This is a genomic window from Nonomuraea sp. NPDC052634 (assembly GCF_040678535.1).
Taxonomy (GTDB): Bacteria; Actinomycetota; Actinomycetes; order Streptosporangiales; family Streptosporangiaceae; genus Nonomuraea; species Nonomuraea fastidiosa.
Map to the genome: position 1 here is coordinate 148,621 of NZ_JBFATY010000008.1, position 16,044 is coordinate 164,664.

The 16,044-nt window shown below is 71.7% G+C and carries 15 protein-coding genes; 7 read left to right on the forward strand and 8 right to left on the reverse strand.

The features are described from left to right. Positions 1–36 precede the first annotated feature (36 nt). The 4 genes from AB0K67_RS29705 to AB0K67_RS29720 form a co-directional block, all read right to left on the reverse strand. On the reverse strand, positions 37–840 hold the full coding sequence (locus AB0K67_RS29705; protein WP_364066952.1) for an alpha/beta hydrolase: 804 nt from the start codon (positions 838–840) through the stop codon (positions 37–39). 220 nt (positions 841–1,060) lie between these two features. After that, a complete protein-coding gene (locus tag AB0K67_RS29710) occupies positions 1,061–1,735 on the reverse strand; it encodes a response regulator transcription factor (RefSeq protein ID WP_364066954.1) in 675 nt (224 codons plus the stop codon). Continuing rightward, positions 1,732–2,976 (reverse strand): sensor histidine kinase, encoded by a 1,245-nt coding sequence (locus tag AB0K67_RS29715; protein ID WP_364066956.1) that lies wholly within the window; start codon positions 2,974–2,976, stop codon positions 1,732–1,734. Before AB0K67_RS29715 ends, AB0K67_RS29710 begins: the two co-directional genes overlap by 4 nt. Positions 2,977–3,286: 310 nt before the next feature. Then, positions 3,287–3,988 carry a GNAT family N-acetyltransferase gene (locus tag AB0K67_RS29720; protein WP_364066957.1) on the reverse strand — a complete coding sequence of 234 codons (702 nt, stop codon included), beginning with the start codon at positions 3,986–3,988 and terminating at the stop codon, positions 3,287–3,289. Positions 3,989–4,093: 105 nt separating this feature from the next. Between AB0K67_RS29720 and AB0K67_RS29725 the strand changes: the two genes are divergently transcribed. Further along, positions 4,094–4,834, forward strand: a complete 741-nt coding sequence (locus AB0K67_RS29725; protein ID WP_364066958.1) for a peroxide stress protein YaaA — start codon at positions 4,094–4,096, stop codon at positions 4,832–4,834. Between the two features lie 378 nt (positions 4,835–5,212). Here the strand turns inward: AB0K67_RS29725 and AB0K67_RS29730 are convergent, their stop codons facing one another. The 3 genes from AB0K67_RS29730 to AB0K67_RS29740 form a co-directional block, all read right to left on the reverse strand. After that, the gene (locus tag AB0K67_RS29730) at positions 5,213–6,880 is read right to left on the reverse strand and encodes an RNA polymerase sigma factor (protein WP_364066960.1); all 1,668 of its coding nucleotides are present in this window, start codon (positions 6,878–6,880) and stop codon (positions 5,213–5,215) included. Positions 6,881–7,122: 242 nt separating this feature from the next. After that, positions 7,123–9,216, reverse strand: coding sequence for a SpoIIE family protein phosphatase (locus tag AB0K67_RS29735; RefSeq protein ID WP_364066961.1), 2,094 nt, complete (start codon positions 9,214–9,216; stop codon positions 7,123–7,125). A 254-nt stretch (positions 9,217–9,470) separates the two neighbouring features. Then, a complete protein-coding gene (locus AB0K67_RS29740) occupies positions 9,471–10,040 on the reverse strand; it encodes an HhH-GPD-type base excision DNA repair protein (RefSeq protein ID WP_364066963.1) in 570 nt (189 codons plus the stop codon). A 154-nt stretch (positions 10,041–10,194) separates the two neighbouring features. Between AB0K67_RS29740 and AB0K67_RS29745 the strand changes: the two genes are divergently transcribed. The 6 genes from AB0K67_RS29745 to AB0K67_RS29770 all read left to right on the forward strand — a co-directional run bounded on the left by AB0K67_RS29745 (position 10,195) and on the right by AB0K67_RS29770 (position 15,223). Next, a complete protein-coding gene (locus AB0K67_RS29745; protein ID WP_364066965.1) occupies positions 10,195–10,419 on the forward strand; it encodes a hypothetical protein in 225 nt (74 codons plus the stop codon). A 209-nt stretch (positions 10,420–10,628) separates the two neighbouring features. Further along, positions 10,629–12,119: a hypothetical protein gene (locus AB0K67_RS29750; protein WP_364067198.1), complete on the forward strand. Its 1,491-nt coding sequence runs from the start codon at positions 10,629–10,631 to the stop codon at positions 12,117–12,119. Between the two features lie 11 nt (positions 12,120–12,130). Beyond that, positions 12,131–12,895, forward strand: a complete 765-nt coding sequence (locus AB0K67_RS29755; RefSeq protein WP_364066966.1) for a thioesterase family protein — start codon at positions 12,131–12,133, stop codon at positions 12,893–12,895. A gap of 95 nt (positions 12,896–12,990) precedes the next feature. Next, positions 12,991–13,746, forward strand: a complete 756-nt coding sequence (locus AB0K67_RS29760; RefSeq protein WP_364067200.1) for a 5-oxoprolinase subunit PxpA — start codon at positions 12,991–12,993, stop codon at positions 13,744–13,746. Continuing rightward, positions 13,743–14,360 (forward strand): allophanate hydrolase subunit 1, encoded by a 618-nt coding sequence (locus AB0K67_RS29765; RefSeq protein ID WP_364066968.1) that lies wholly within the window; start codon positions 13,743–13,745, stop codon positions 14,358–14,360. The genes AB0K67_RS29760 and AB0K67_RS29765 overlap by 4 nt, the downstream gene beginning before the upstream one ends. Next, on the forward strand, positions 14,357–15,223 hold the full coding sequence (locus AB0K67_RS29770) for a biotin-dependent carboxyltransferase family protein (protein ID WP_364066969.1): 867 nt from the start codon (positions 14,357–14,359) through the stop codon (positions 15,221–15,223). Before AB0K67_RS29765 ends, AB0K67_RS29770 begins: the two co-directional genes overlap by 4 nt. Here AB0K67_RS29770 and AB0K67_RS29775 read toward each other — a convergent pair. Next, the gene (locus AB0K67_RS29775) at positions 15,213–16,043 is read right to left on the reverse strand and encodes a PhzF family phenazine biosynthesis protein (RefSeq protein WP_364066971.1); all 831 of its coding nucleotides are present in this window, start codon (positions 16,041–16,043) and stop codon (positions 15,213–15,215) included. The two genes, AB0K67_RS29770 and AB0K67_RS29775, sit on opposite strands and share 11 nt — an antisense overlap. Position 16,044: the final 1 nt, after the last annotated feature.

Consider the following 16,044-nt stretch of genomic DNA (forward strand, 5'->3'; position numbering starts at 1 on the left):
TGCGTTTCTGAACGTGCCGGGGTGCGGCGGCGGCGCTCACGCGTCCACCCCTATGAACTCGCGCACCCACCGCGCGATCGTGTCGGGGAACTCCGTCGCGATCGCGTGCCGTCCGCCCTCGATGACCCGCATCCGGGCGTTCGGGATCTCCTTCTCCATCAGCTGCGCGTCGGCGAACGGGGCCAGCCGGTCCTCCGAGCCGTGCACGATGAGGGTCGGCACGGTGATCTCCGGCAGCCGGTCACGGACCTCGTGCTGCTGGATGACCTGCTCGCGGCGGGCGTTCTGCTCGGGGCTGCGCTTGACGAGCACCTTCACCCGGTCGCCCTGCGCGGCCTGGCCTTGGGGGGTGAAGAAGAGGTCGAGCGCCTTGCGCTGCCGCTCCTCGTAACTCATGGACAGCAGCTCGTCGGCCACCCCGCTCTGCATGGCCCAGCTGGGTGCGGTGGCGACCAGGATGAGGGAGGCGATCCGCTCGGGGTGCCGCAGGGCGGCGTGCTGCGCGACGGCGCCGCCGAACGACGTGCCCAGCAGGTGCGCCTGAGGCAGGTCCAGTGCGTCCAGCAGGGCCACGACGTCGTCGGCGAGGTCGGCCATCGTGTACGGATGCGGCGGGTTGACGGTGACGCCCGAGTCGCGCTGGTCGTACGAGATGGCCCGGATGCCCGGGCCGAAGTGGGACCGCAGCGCCGTGAACTGGGTGCGGTCGCTCTCTCCGCCGTGCACGAGCACGAGCGGCACGCCGGACCCGCTCTCGATGACCCCGACCTCGAAGTCACCCGCCCGTACGATTTTCGTCTCGGTAGCGGCGGGTGCGGTCGTGTCGTCCTGTGGTGGCACTGCGGAACCTCCTGGGTGATGGCGTCAGGTCGCGTAGGCCGGATGTCGGCCCGGTGTGCGACAGGCGTTCACCTTCGAGCCGAGACCTGGAAGAACCCCGTTCACGTGGGGGATGGGCTCAAAAGGTTGAGTAGGAGTCTGCGGCGGCGGCCGTGTCCGCCGCGTCATACCGGGGAGCCAAAAGCAGGGATACCGCAGTAGGGGGTGGCGTGCGGGCGTGCTACTCGCCCGGGGTCACCAGCCCGGATTCGTAGGCGAAGATCACGGCCTGGGCGCGGTCGCGCAGGTCGAGCTTGGTGAGGATGCGGCTGACGTGGGTCTTGACGGTCTGCTCCGCCAGGATCAGGGTCTGGGCGATCTCCTGGTTCGACTGGCCGCGCGCCACGAGGGTCAGCACCTCGGTCTCGCGTTCTGTCAGCTCTTTCAGCCGCTGCGCGGACTTGCCGCGGGTCAGGGGACGCTGCCTGGCGAACTCCGCGATGAGCCGGCGCGTCACGGACGGGGCGAGCAGCGCGTCTCCCCTGGCGACGATGCGGACCGCCGCGACGAGGTCGCCCGGCTGCGCGTCCTTCAGCAGGAAGCCGCTGGCACCGGCCCGCAGCGCCTCGTAGACGTAGTCGTCGACGTCGAACGTGGTCAGCATGAGCACGCGGGGCCGATGGGTCACCCCCGCCGGGGGCGAGAGCAGCCGGCGGGTGGCCTCCAGGCCGTCCATCACGGGCATCCGCACGTCCATCAGCACGACGTCGGGGCGGGTGCGGCGGCTCAGCTCCACGCCCTGCGCGCCGTCGGACGCCTCGCCCACCACGTCGATGTCGCCCTGCGCGGCCAGCAGTGCCGCGAAACCGGCGCGCACCATGGCCTGGTCGTCGACGATGATGACGCGTGTCGTCACGTGGAGTCCTCTTCGCTCAAGGGCAGCCGAGCGGCCACCCGGAAGCCGCCGTCCGGCAGCGGTCCGAGCTCGAGAGTGCCGCCGACCAGCCGTACCCGCTCGCGCATACCGACCAGCCCGTGCCCGGTGCTGCTCGACTCTAACGGCGCGGCGGGCTGCTGGGGAGGCGGCCCGTTGACGACGAGGACGTTCAGCCGCCCGGCGCCGTCGCCGCCGTCGCCCGGCTCCGGCACCGACAAGGAGACCTGCGTGCGCGCTCCCGGTGCGTGCCGCACGACGTTCGCGAGGGCCTCCTGGACGATCCGGTACGCCGACAGGCCGACGGCGGCGGGCACCTCCACGTCGCAGGGAACGAAGTCCACCGGCACGCCCGCCCGCGCGGTCGCGTCCACGAGCTGCCCGATCTGCGCCAGGCCCGGCTGGGGCGCGAGCTCCTCGTACGTCTCCTCGCTGCTGCGCAGGACGCCGAGGAGGCGCCGCATCTCGCCGAGCGAGTTGCGCGCGGTCGCGGCGATGTTCGTGAACTCCTCCCGCACCTCCGGCGGCAACCGGTCGAGGCGGTATTCGGCGGTGTCGGCCTGGACGGTGATGACGGACATGTGGTGCGCCACCACGTCGTGCAGCTCACGGGCGATCCTGGCCCGCTCCTCCAGCAGCGTCCGCCGGGCGCGCTCGGCCTCGCTGATCGTCTCCTGCTCGACCAGTTTGCGCCGCACCTCGGCGCGTTCCCGCAGCACGCCGCCGATCAGCAGGGCGGCCCCGCCGAGCACGGTGAACAGCAGGTTCCTGGCCTCGACGCCGTGCGGTGTGAAGAACAGCAGCATCACGTTCGCGACCGCCGTGGCCGTCCACACCAGCAGCAGCGTCCGGCCCCGCTCGCTCAGGCCCAGGGCGAGGCAGACCGCGGTGTGGGCGAGGATCACCGTGGACGGGAACGGCCACATCAGCTGCTCAGGGAAGTCCGCGGCGCGCAGGACGAGCGCCCCGGCCACGTCGGCGGTGAACATCATGCCCCAGGCGGGCAGCGGCCGTACGACGGCGAGGAGCAGCGGCGCCACCTGCGTGATGGTCAGCACGGCGCCGACGCCGGCGATCAGGCCGTAGAACTTGGTGAGCAGGATGCCGGTGGCCGGCAGCAGGCAGACGCACAGCGCGAGCGCGGTGACCGCGGGCATCAGCCGTACCCACCGGCGCGACGAGCCCGCGACCACCGCGCGCGGACCGACGACCTTCGAGGTCATGGACACAGCCTAAGACCCGGATTCGGACGGACTCGGGCCGGGACCGGCCTCTCCCCGGTCCGCGGCGGCGCGCGTGCGGCGCAGCGCCCGGCGGCGGGAGCCGACGAGGCCGGTCCCCTCGTGCGGCAGGCCGGGATCGGCGCCCGTGGTCGCCTTCGCGGTGGACGGCGCCGTCTCGTACGGCCGCATGCCTGTCTCCCCCTCGCTCCCGCCTGCCGATCCCTGGGGGGCGAAGGCTAGAGGGGAGGTGGCCGCCGTGTCGTCATACCGGGGAACCTGATCGCGGTGATACCGGGGTAGGGGGTGCGGGTCAGAGAGGGGCCGCGCGGTAGTGGTAGCGGCCCACGGCGGTGAAGCCCTCGCCGCGGTAGAGGGCCTGCGCGCCCGCGTTCCGCGACGTCACCACCAGGTACGCCGGTCCGCCGCCCGCGTGCGCCACCAGCGCTCGCAGCACCGTCCTCGCCAGTCCCCTGCGCCGGGCCTCGGGCAGCGTCGCCATGCAGTAGATGCCGAGCGTGTCGCCCTGCGGGACCGCCCGGCCCACGGCCACCGCCCGGCCGTCCTCCTCGTACGCGGCGTACCAGGCCGGCACGCCGGTGCAGATCCGCTCGGCCGCCGCGATCCCGTCGGCGTACCGGCCGTCCACGGCCCACCAGGTCTCAAGCCAGCCCGGCCAGGGCCGCTCCTGGATCCTGACCTCGGGGGCGGGCTCGCCCTTGGGCGTCCCCGACATGATGAGCGTGGGATCGACCACCTCGTACCCCCGGTGTTCGAGCTCGTCGTCCAGCCCCTGCATGGTCCCAGGACCCACCGAGAACACGCACCGCTGCCCGCGCTCGCGGTAGAAGTCCTCGGCCGCCCGGATCGCCCGGTCCAGATCGGCCGGCCGCTCCAGCGCCAGCACGGAATTCGCCCTCTTGGTCACCCCGCCGGAGTGTCGCAGCAGCCAGCCCTCGTACGCCCGCACCTCATAAGCGGGCCAAGCCTCATGAACGAGCAGGTCGAAATTCACCCGCGCAGCCTAGCGACGGACCTTTCACCCGCGCGCCGGAAGCCCTTGCGGAGCCGGGAGCCCCTTCGGAAAGGTGCCCCGGTAAGGGCCATAGGCTAGGTGACCGTGCTGATCCTGTTGCCGCCGTCCGAAGGCAAGGCGTCGGAGGGCGACGGCCCGCCCGTGGGCGAGCTGTCCTTCCCCTCACTCGGCAAGTCACGCAAGCGGGTGATGAACGCGCTCGTACGCGCCTCCAAGCGCCGCGACGCCCTTGAGGTGCTGGGCCTGACGCCGGGCCTCGCGGGCGAGCTGGACAAGAACCTCGCGCTGGCGACCGCGCCCACCCTGCCCGCCGGCGCCCTCTACACCGGCGTCCTGTACGACAACCTCGGCCTGGCGACTCTGGACGGCGAGGCGCGAGCGCGGGCAGAGGAGAGCCTGCTGATCTTCTCCGGCCTGTGGGGTGTGGTGAAAATCACTGACCGCATCCCGCCCTACCGCCTGTCCATGGGCGTCAGCCTGCCGCCGCTCGGCGGTCTTGCCGCCTTCTGGCGTCCGGGGATCTCCAAGGAGCTCGACCGGCTGCCGGGGCTGGTGGTGGACCTGCGTTCGGCCACGTACGCGGGGGCCTGGCAGCCGGGGTCGCGCTCGGTGACGGTACGTGTGTTCAGGGACGGCAAGGTCGTCAGCCACATGGCCAAGGCCACCCGGGGCGAGATCGCCCGCGCCCTCCTCCACCAGCCCACCCAGCCGTCCACCCCCGACGAGCTGGCGAAACTCCTCGACTCCCTCGGCTACATCACCCGCCTCACCGCTCCGGCCCGCGCCACCCGCCCTTGGGTCCTGGACGTGCACCTGTCGGCCTGAACGCGACCAACCCCTCCGACCGACGAAGGACCCCGGGCGACGCGCCCGGACAGCACGACCCGGCACAGCGCCCCCGGACGGCGTGTCCCGGCACAACGCGCCCGGACGGCGTGTCCCGGCACAGCGTGGAAAGGCCCGAGTGCCGCAGACGCAGGGCCACGGGAGAGGACCCACGGAAGCGGGACCACGAACGCAGCGCCGCAGAAGCAGCGCCGCAGAAGCAGCACTGCGTGAATCAGGGGGGCAGCGGCAGCGCCGCGGAAGTAGGCCCGCCAAGCGGCGCAGCGGAACGCCGAAACGCCCCGCCGGAACCACATTCCGGCGGGGCGTCTGGCACACCCAGGCGGGGCCGCCCGCGCGGGGCCCCGAGGGGAAGGATCAGTCCAGGTAGTCGCGGAGGACCTGCGACCTGGACGGGTGACGCAGCTTCGACATGGTCTTGGACTCGATCTGGCGGATGCGCTCACGGGTGACCCCGTAAACCTTGCCGATCTCGTCCAGCGTCTTGGGCTGGCCGTCGGTGAGGCCGAACCGCATCGACACGACGCCCGCCTCGCGCTCCGACAACGTGTCGAGAACCGAGTGCAGCTGCTCCTGCAGCAGCGTGAAGCTGACGGCGTCGGCCGGGACGATGGCCTCGGAGTCCTCGATGAGGTCACCGAACTCGCTGTCGCCCTCCTCGCCCAGCGGGGTGTGGAGGGAGATGGGCTCGCGGCCGTACTTCTGGACCTCGACGACCTTCTCGGGCGTCATGTCCAGCTCCTTGGCCAGCTCTTCCGGCGTGGGCTCACGGCCGAGGTCCTGCAGCATCTGCCGCTGGACGCGGGCCAGCTTGTTGATCACTTCGACCATGTGGACCGGGATGCGGATGGTCCGCGCCTGGTCGGCCATGGCACGCGTGATCGCCTGCCGGATCCACCACGTGGCGTACGTGGAGAACTTGTAGCCCTTGGTGTAGTCGAACTTCTCGACCGCCCGGATGAGGCCCAGGTTGCCTTCCTGGATCAGGTCGAGGAACAGCATGCCGCGCCCGGTGTAGCGCTTGGCCAGCGAGACCACGAGCCGGAGGTTGGCCTCCAGCAGGTGGTTCTTGGCGCGGCGGCCGTCTTCGGCGATCCACTCCAGCTCGGCCTTGACGTCGACCGGCAGGTTTTCGGCCTCGGGACTGCCCAGCTGCTCCTCGGCGAACAGGCCGGCCTCGATGCGCTTGGCCAGCTCGACCTCCTGCTCGGCGTTGAGCAGGGGGACCTTGCCGATCTGCTTGAGGTAGTCCTTGACCGGGTCGGCGGTAGCGCCGGCGGCGGCGACCTGGGCGACCGGCGCGTCATCGTCGTCGTCGGAGAGGATGAGGACCTCGTCCTCGTTCTTCTCGTCGGCGGACCCGGCGGCCTTGGGCGCGTCGTCGTCGTCGGCGTCGTCGTCAGCGTCGGCCTCGGCGTCGTCGTCGGTCACGATCTCGTCGTCGACGTCGATGTCCTCGAGGTCGTCGAGCACTACGTCGCCGTCGAGCTCAAGGTCCTCGTCGTCATCGGCGTCGGCGCGCGGGACGTCGGCCGTCTTGGGCGCCTTGGTCGCCTTGGTCTTGCTCTCGGCAGGCCCAGCGTTCTTCTTCGGCTCGGCCTTCTTGGCGGCGGCGGATGCCGCGGCCTTCTTCGCCGCCGGAGCGGCCTTCTTGGCAGGGGCCGCCTTCTTGGCGGCCGGCTCGGCTTCAGCGGTGCCCACGACCGCGGTCACGGTCTCGGGCTGCTGCTCTTTTGCGGCCGCCGCCGTCTTGGTCTTGACGGGGGCGGCGGTGCGGCGCTTTGCTGGACGAGACTTCTTCGGCGCAGCCGAATCCGCGGCGGTCACCACCACGGTCACGCCCTCTTTGCTGAGGTTCCGCAAGAACGCGGCGGCGTGCGACATGGGGATGTCCGCCTCCTCGAAGGCCTGACGGACATCCTCAGACTCGAGGAAACCCTGCGAGCGCCCACGCTCGAGCAGTCGCTGAATGACGGGCTCGTTCAGCTCTTGTGGCTTCGAGCGAGTCGAACTTGCAGGCGACACGAACACCTCTCGAACGAACGCGTGGCGACTATGGACCCAGATGCCCGCTGGGGGGCTGTTGCCTCTCTCGGAGATCGGTGAGGCCGTGCGGACCGCGACGGACCTGCACAGCATTGTGGCACGACCCCGCGATCCATACGGCCACCTCCCGGCGGTTGACCTCCACCCTAGGCCGACCAAGACAGTAGTGCGTACGTAAGCGGGGCACTGATACCCGAAAGCAACCGTTATGACTGTTTCATTCAGTCACTCTTCGTGGCCGGTGGGACGTGAATTGCGAGCGCGGTAACGTCATCATCCTGTTCATATCCAGACAACATCCGGTCAACCAGGAAGTCCAGCAGCATGTGAGGACTGCTCACCACCTCCGGCGGCGCTTCGGTCACAACACTGCAAAGCTCTGCGAGTCCCGCATCCAGCCCCCGCTTCCTGTTCTCGACGAGACCGTCGGAGTAGAGCACGGCGGTGTGGCCGGGCGGCACCACGAACCTGAACTGCCGACGGCTGGTCGGCCAGCCTAGCGGAGTGCCGGGCTCGGCGTCGCAGAGAATCGCCGTGCCCTGCGGCGATACCAGGACGGGTGGCGGATGACCGGCCATGGCGAGCGTGCCCTCGCCGGTGACCGGCTCGACCACCATGTAGGCGAGCGTGGTGACCTGCTCTTCCTCCTCCGTGGCCTCGAAGACGCGGTCGAGACCGGTGAGCACGGCCGCGGGCGGCGGGTTGGTCAGCGCCAGCGCCCGCATGGCGTTGCGGATGCGGCCCATGCCGGCCGCCGCCTTGACGCCCTTGCCCATGACGTCGCCGACGACCGCCGCGACACGCCCGTCCTGCAGCACGAACGCGTCGTACCAGTCGCCGCCGACCTGGACGTGGCGGCTGCCGGAGCGGAAGCGCTGGGCCAGCACCAGGCCCTTGACCACCGGCAGGCGGTCGGGCAGCAGGCTGCGCTGCAGCGTCTCGGCGGTGCGGTGCTCGCGCTCGAACAGCGTGGCCCGCTCGACCGCCAGCGCGCACTGGCCGGCCAGCGCCTCCAGGAAGACGCCGTCCTCCTGGGAGATCTTCTGCGGGCGGGTGAAGGAGAAGCGCAGCGCGCCGAGCGCCCGGCCCGCGGCCAGCAGCGGCAGGCCGACCCACGCCTGCTCGTCGCCCTGGGCGAGGAACTGCTCCAGCATCTCCTCGTCGCCGCCCGCTTCAAGGAGCTGGGCCTTCAGCGACTCGGGGGACTCGGCGAAGACCGGGCGGCGGCTGTTGACCGCCATGGTCATCACGTTGGAGTGCGACAGCGGGATCTCGTCACCGGTGACGCCCGACGCCTCCATGATGCCCTCGCCGTTGATCAGCTTGAGCGCGGCGCGGTCGGTGTCGAGCAGCGCGACGGCGGAGCGGTCGGCGGCCAGGGCGGTGCGGCCGACGTCGATGATGACCTGGACGACCTGCTCGACGGTCAGCGCCTCGGCCAGCATGGCCGTGGCGCCCTGCAGCCGGGCGGTGCGCAGGGCGGCGGCGCCGAGCTGGTCGGTCAGCCTGCCGCGCATCTCCTCGGCCTCGCGCTGCGGCGTGACGTCGGTGTTGGCGCCGACCCATTCCACCACCCTGCCATGGCGGATGATCGGCACGGCCCGCACCTCGAAGTGGCGGTAGCCGCTGGCCCGGGTGCGCACCCGGTAGTTCCACTCGAACATCGTGCGGCCGCGCAGCGCCTCGCGCCAGGCCTCCTCGGTCTGCTGCCGCTCCTCGGGGTGGACGACGTCGAGCCAGCCGTTGGCGAGGTATTCCTCCAGGCCCTGGCCGGTGATGGCGCGCCACTGCGGCGCGTCCTCGACCACGGCGCCGGTGGGCGAGGTGATCCAGACGAGCTGGGACTGCGCCTCGACGAGCGAGCGGTAGCGCTCCTCGCTGCGGCGCAGCGCCTCCTCGGTCTGGCGGCTCTCGGTCACGTCGAGGCCGATCAGGGCGATCGCGCGCAGCTCGCCCGTGTCGTCGTGAACCGGCGAGAACGACAGCGACCAGTGCCGCGTGTCGCCCTCGGCGGTGCGCACGCGGACGCGACCCTCGGTGACCGGCGCGTCACCCTCGATGACCGCCTGCACGGCGTGCGTGATGATCTGGCTGAGGTCGGCGGCCAGCACCTCGACCGGCTGCCGGCCGAGCATGCGGTCCGCAGGCACGTTGACGACGTCGCTGAAGACGTCGTTGACCCGCTGGATGCGGCCCTCGGCGTCGAAGAACGCGAAGGCGAACTCGGCCTCCGACAGCATGCCCTTGAAGAGGGCGGAGTCTGAGATGTCCACATCCGACTCCCGGGGACGGGGAACGGAGGTCTCGGCGCTCATGGTCCGCACCTCCGTCGCGTGCCAGGGTCTCCCACGCGGCACATCTCCATAACTGTGTATCGGCGTAGCGCAGCTCCGGGCGACCGGATCCTGCAGTACATCATCGACGATGGGCATGTACGGACGGAAGCCCCCGCCGCGGCCCTGTCGCCTCTAGGGTCTACGCATCCTGTCAAAGTCGCTCCACATTGCGCAGCAAGATCAGGTTACAGCGCCAGATCGCCGGGGCGGATCCCCGCCACGGCCTCTTGGCCCTACTGGCCCTTGGCCGCGCGCTTGGCCTCCTGTTTGGCCGCCCGCACGCGGGCCAGGCTGTCGGCGTCGACCACGTCGGCCACCGACCGGTACGACCCCTCCTCGCCGTAGAGTCCGGCTGCTTCCCGCCAGCCTGGTGGCTGGATCCCCAACTGCTTGCCCAGCAATGCCGAAAAGATCTGGGCCTTCTGCTTGCCGTATCCCGGCAGGGCCATGAGTCGTTTCACCAACTCTTGACCGTCGGCGGCGTCGGCCCAGATCTTCTCCGGCCTTCCGTCGTAGTGCTCGACGATATAGGCAGCCAGCGCCTGGATGCGGGCCGCCATGGATTTGGGGTAGCGATGCACGGCCGGCTTCTCCGCGAGCAGGGCGGCGAACGCCTCGGGGTCGTAGGAGGCGATCTCCTCGGCGGTCAGGTCGTGCCCGAGCCGCTCGGAGATCGTGTACGGCCCCGTGAACGCCCACTCCATGGGGATCTGCTGGTCGAGCAGCATGCCGACGAGCAGGGCGAGCGGGCTGCGGCCGAGGAGCTCGTCGGCCTCACTCCGCTGGGCGAGCTGGATGCGCATGGAGACAGCTTCGCATGAAAGCCCGCCGGGTGAAGTGAACACAGGCTCTAGGGAGCCTTGACACGCGCCCGAGAAAAGGTGAAATGGGAGCGCAAGTCGCCCTGCAGACATTCCTGGGGGTTTGCCCCTAGGGTTCCAGAGGAATCTCACTCCTATGCTCGCTCTGGCCACACGGTTCCTGCGGGAGCCGGTCAGTCACAGGCTGGCCGAAGAGTTCCTGACCGTGCCCGTGGACACGATCGACCGATGCGTGGCCGACGTGTGCGCGTGCGCGCAGCATCTGGGCATCTCGGCGACACCCGAGATCGTAGAACGCATCGCGCGCGAGCACCTGCTCGCGATCGTCAACTCCGCGCCGCCGCCGCGCGGCCACCGCTGAGGGAGCGGCGAGGCGCGCGGGACGAGGCAGGCGTGGCGCGAAGTGTCCTGATCGGCGTGTGCCGGCGCGCTCGCCATCGCCGATAACATCGAGGTCACCGGGCCGTGTTCTCCGCACTGTCCGCGCCCGGAATACGAGAGAGTGAGGGTGTGCGCCGACACCGACGAGTTCCCGGGGAGAGCACTCCTCCAGATGACGTGTTCAAGGAGATGCTGCAGGCGGCTCGTGAGTTGCTGGCCGTACGCACTCCCCTCGACGCGGAGCTGATGGTCTCCGACATGATCGGCGCCTGGTGGGGCAGGCGCGTCAGGGGCGGTGACGTCGAGCAGGTGCTCGGGGAGGGGCTGGTCGACTACGCCGCCAAGGCCGGCACTCCGGCCTCGCTGACCCTGCTGATCTGCCTGGCCTACCTGGGCACCGCGCGCCAGGGCGCCAAGGCCGAGGGCGCGGCGCTGGCGATGATGGAGTCGGGCGTGGCCCGTCCCGGCTGGGCCGACCGGGTGGGCGCGGTCAAGCCGGCCGGCTGCTACGTCTCGCGCGACGCCTACGGCGACCAGGACACCGTGATCTGCACTTTCGCCTACCGGTGGAACGACAGCGACCAGCCGATCGACCGCCACGCGCTGGTCCTGGTGGTCGACTACAACATGAACGGCATGGCCCGCGACGCCTGGGTCTCCTCGCAGGTCGACAAGCTGCTGGAGCAGGCCAGGGCCGAGGCGGAGGACAACCCGCTGCTGATCTTCGAGGAGATCGAGCCCGACCAGGCCAGGGCGCTGCTGGAGTCGGCGATGAAGGCCACCAGGGAGCCGAAGACGCCGCCGCCGGTCAGCGACAGCTACAGCGCCTACCACGCCTTCGCCAGGGCGAGGCTGAAGGCGCTGCCCCCCGGGCGCAAGCGGCCCGCGCCGCTGCACAGCGAGGCCCCCTACAGCAGGGAGCGGCGGGCCATGCTGGCGGCGGAGTTCCTGGCCTCCGACGACGCCGAGCACCTGTCCGACCCGTCGGCGGCCTCGCGCTGCGCCGACCACATCATCGACTACGGCTGCGAGCAGGACTTCAACCGGCCGCTGCGGGTGAGCCCGATCAAGTGCGAGACGTTCCTGCTCGACTGGCTGCCGCGCAAGGTGATGCTGAGCGAGGCGGAGCAGGAGGCGATGCCGCACGTGCTGGCGGCGTGGGTGCGCTTCGCCGCGCGCCGCACGGGCCTGCCCGAGCAGGGGCTCAAGGCCACGCTCGACGCGGTGTGGGAGGCGATAGGGAAGTTCCCCGAGGCCTACCGCGACCCGACGACGTTCGGGCTCGACCGGGCGCTGCTCGAGCGGCTGCTGCCGGACGGCGACCTGTCGGCGCTGGCCAGGCGGGCCTTCGCCTTCCCCTACCTGCAGGGCACGCACAACGGCATCGACCTCGACCGGCTCGACCCGGCCGACCCCGCGGACCGCCGTACGTTACTCGAGATCGACCACGACGCGGGCATGGACCAGGAGCACCTGGCCTGGCACGAGGAGATCGCGAGCCGGCTGTGGGACGGCGACCCGCCGCAGCTCTGGGAGGCGGCGCAGCGGCTGCTCGATCTCGGCCACGACCGCCACGACGTGCTCCATGTCCTGATCGAGATCGTCGAGCGGATCGGCGGCCATCCCGACGAGCTGGCGGCGGCGCTCGACGACATCGCGGACATCCCGGACGAGTTTTAGAGTCTTCTTCCATGGCGTTCTACCGGCGGCTCGCCCGCGGCCGTTACCTGGCCTCCGAGCACACCCAGGGCCCGTGGGATCCGCGTACGCAGCACATGGGCCCCGTCGCCGCGCTGATCGCGCACGAGCTGGCGCAGACCGCGCCGCGCCCGGGGCTCGAGCCGTCCAGGCTGGCCGCCGACGTGTTCGCTCCGGTGCCGGTGGCCGAGCTCGAGGTGAGCACCGACGTCGTACGCGACGGCAAGCGCGTGCAGTGCCTGTCGGCGAGCGTGTCGTCGGGCGGCCGCGAGTACGTCAGGGCCACCCTGTGGCGGATCCGCGCCGCCGAGACCTCCTCCGTGGGCGCCGCGGACGCGCCCGCCCCGCCCGGCTCGGCGCCGGTCGACGACTCCTGGATCGCCTCCGGCTTCGGCTACGGCCGCGCGATGGAGTGGCGCTTCGTCGCCGGAGGCCCCGCGCAGGCCGGCCCCGCGACGGTATGGGCCAGGCAGCGGGTGCCGCTGGTGGAGGGCGAGGAGCCGGCCCCGTTCGAACGGGTGGCGCTGCTCGCCGACAGCGGCAACGGCATCAGCGCCGCGCTCGGCTTCGACACCCACCTGTTCGTGAACGTCGATCTGACGATCTCACTGTTCCGCGCCGCGACCGGCGAATGGATGTGCATGGACTCCGCGACCGTGCACGGCCCGTCCGGCCGCGGCCTGACCCGGAGCACCCTTTATGACGAGAACGGCGAGATCGGCGCGGCCGGTCAGACGTTGTTCGTCGCGCCGAGATAGCCGTTGCCCCAATGATGGGTGGCATGGTGGATGGCATGGTGGACGGCACGGTGGGTGGCATGGTGGGTGGCATGGTGGGTGGCATGGTGGGTGGCATGGTGATCGACCTGAACGCCGATCTCGGCGAGGGCTTCGGCATCTGGCGGCTCGGCGACGACCTCGCGCTGCTGGACATCGTCACGAGCGCGAACGTGGCCTGCGGGTTTCACGCGGGCGACCCGGTGACGATCAGGCGCACGTGCGCGGCGGCCGTCGACCGGGGCGTGGCGATCGGGGCTCAGGTGTCCTATCGCGACCTGGCGCACTTCGGGCGCAGGGAGATGGAGGTCGAGCCCGAGGAGCTGTGCGCGGAGGTGCTCTACCAGCTCGCCGCCGTCGACGGCATCGCCAGGGCGATGGGCGGCCGGGTCTCCTACGTCAAGCCGCACGGCGCGCTCTACAACCGGATCTGCCGCGACGAGGCGCAGGCCACGGCGGTGGTGGAGGCGGTGGCCGACTACGACCCCTCGCTGCCGGTGCTGACGCTGCCCGGCTCGGTGGTGCACAAGGTGGCCGCGGCCGAGGGCGTGCCGACGGTGAACGAGGCGTTCGCCGACCGGGCCTACACGCCGAAGGGGACGCTGGTGCCGCGCCGCGAGCCCGGGTCGGTCATCCACGACGCCGAGGCGGTGGCCTCACGTGCCCGCCAGATGGCCCTGGAAGGCTCTGTGACGGCCGTAGACGGCGGTTCGGTGCCGATCTCCGCCCGATCCATCTGCGTCCACGGAGACACGCCTGACGCGGTCCGGCTGGCGCAGGGAGTGCGCGACGCGTTGCTGTCCGCCGGAGTGGTCCTCCAGGCGTTCGCGTGATCAGGACGGCCGGGGAGCACGGGCTGCTCGTGGAGACGGGATCGCTGGAGCTGTCGCACCGCGTGGACGCGGCGCTGCGGGAAGAGCGTCCCGAAGGGGTGGTGGAGATCGTGCCGGGCCCCGAGACGGTGCTGGTGGTGGCGCCTGGGGCCGATCAGGGACGGCTGCGGGCGCGCCTGGAGTCGGTCGTGCGCGAGGAGAGCGGCAGGGCGGCGGCGGGCGACGCGCCCGACCGGCCGCTGGTGACGATCCCCGTGGTCTATGACGGGGCCGACCTCGACTCGGTGGCGAAGCTCGCCGGGATCTCCGCGGACGAGGTGATCGCCCGGCACACCGGGCGCGAGCTGGTGGTGGGCTGGCTGGGGTTCGCCCCCGGCTTCGCCTATCTCACCGGCCTCGATCCGGTGCTGGAGATGCCCAGGCTGGACACGCCGCGCACGTCGGTGCCCGCCGGGTCGGTGGCGATCGCGGGGCCGTACTCCGCGGTCTATCCGACGGCCTCGCCCGGCGGGTGGCGGCTGATCGGGCGGACGCCGGTGCGGGTGTGGGACGTGACGGCCGACCCGCCGTCGCTGTTCCGTCCCGGCACCCGGGTGCGATTCGAGGCGGCATGATCGAGGTCGTGGCGCCGGGGCCGTACGCGACGGTCCAGGACCTCGGGCGGCCGGGGTTCGCGCATCTGGGAGTGCCCTGCTCGGGCGCGGCGGACGCGCCCGCGCTGCGGCTGGCCAACCGCCTGGTCGGCAACGCCGAGTGGCTGGCCGGGATCGAGCTGACCTTCGGCGGCGCCCGGCTGCGCTTCGCCGACGCCGCCTGGGTGGCGGTGACCGGCGCGCCGCTGGAGGTGCGGGCGGCGGGCGCGTCCGGGGTGCGGCCCGGCATGGGGGCGCCGTTCTGGGTGCCGGCCGGCGCCGAGCTGCGGTTCGGCCTGCCTGCCGAGGGGCTGCGCACGTACGTGGCGGTGCGCGGCGGCATCGCGGTCGAGCCGGTGCTGGGCAGCAGGTCCACCGACTCGCTGTCCGGGCTGGGGCCGCCGCCGCTGCGGGCGGGCACGGTGCTGCCGGTCGGCGTGCCCGACGGGACGATCACCGTCGATCAGGCGCCACTGCCCGGGCCGCGGCCGCCCGTGCTGCGGGTGGTGCCGGGGCCGCGCGACGACTGGTTCGAGGCCGGCGCGCTGAAGGTGCTGTGCGACCGGCCGTACGAGGTGAGCCAGGACAGCAACCGCGTGGGCGTGCGGCTGCTCGGGGCCGAGCTGGCGCGGGCCAGGCAGGGCGAGCTGCCGAGCGAGGGCATGGTCACGGGGGCGATCCAGGTGCCGCCCAGCGGGCAGCCGATCGTGTTCCTCGCCGACCATCCGCCCACGGGCGGCTACCCGGTGATCGCGGTGGTGCTGAGCGCGGACCTGCCGGTGGCCGCGCAGCTGCGGCCAGGCGACCGGGTGCGGTTCGCGCTCGCGCAGCGGTTCAGCGGGTGAGGCCGCCGGTGACGCAGGTGGTGACCGCGCCGCCCACCCAGACCCGGCCGTCGTCGTCCGCGGAGATGCGGACGCGGCCCCGCCTGCCGATCACGGTGCCCTGGGAGGCGATGTAGGGGGCGCGTGCCCGCCCGCTGCCCAGCAGCCACTGCCCCAGCGACGCGTTCAGGCTGCCGGTGACCGGGTCCTCGATGGTGGCGCCGTGCTGCGGGAAGAACGCCCGCACCTCGAAGGCGCACTCCGAGCCCTCGGGGTACGGCCCGGCCACGCCGACCGCCTGCGGCATCGTGCCGGGCCGCAGGGCGAGCACCCGTTCGGCGTCCGCCAGCAGCACCCCGATCCAGCCGGGGCCGTTGTCGACCCACTCGGCGGCCACGATGTCGCCGCGCTCCACCCCGAGCGCGGCGGCCACCCCGCCGAGCAGCCCCTCGTCCACCGGGCCCGAGCGGACCAGCGGGGGCGCCTCGAAGGCCAGGCCGTCATCGGTGATCCGCAGCGTGACGAGCCCCGCCTCGCACTCCTGCACCACCTGCCCCTTCGTACGGGGCTCGCCGCCCGCCTCCAGCCAGGCGTGGCAGGAGCCCAGCGTGGGGTGCCCGGCGAACGGCAGCTCCTGGTCGGGGGTGAAGATGCGGACCCGGTAGTCGGCCTCAGGGCTGCCCGGCGGCAGCAGGAAGGTGGTCTCGGACAGGTTCGTCCACCTGGCGATGCGCTGCATGTCCTCGGTGCTCAGCCCCTCGCCGTCGATCACGACCGCGAGCGCGTTGCCGAGGTACGGGGTGTCGGAGAAGACGTCCACCTGCGTGAATCTGCGAGCCATA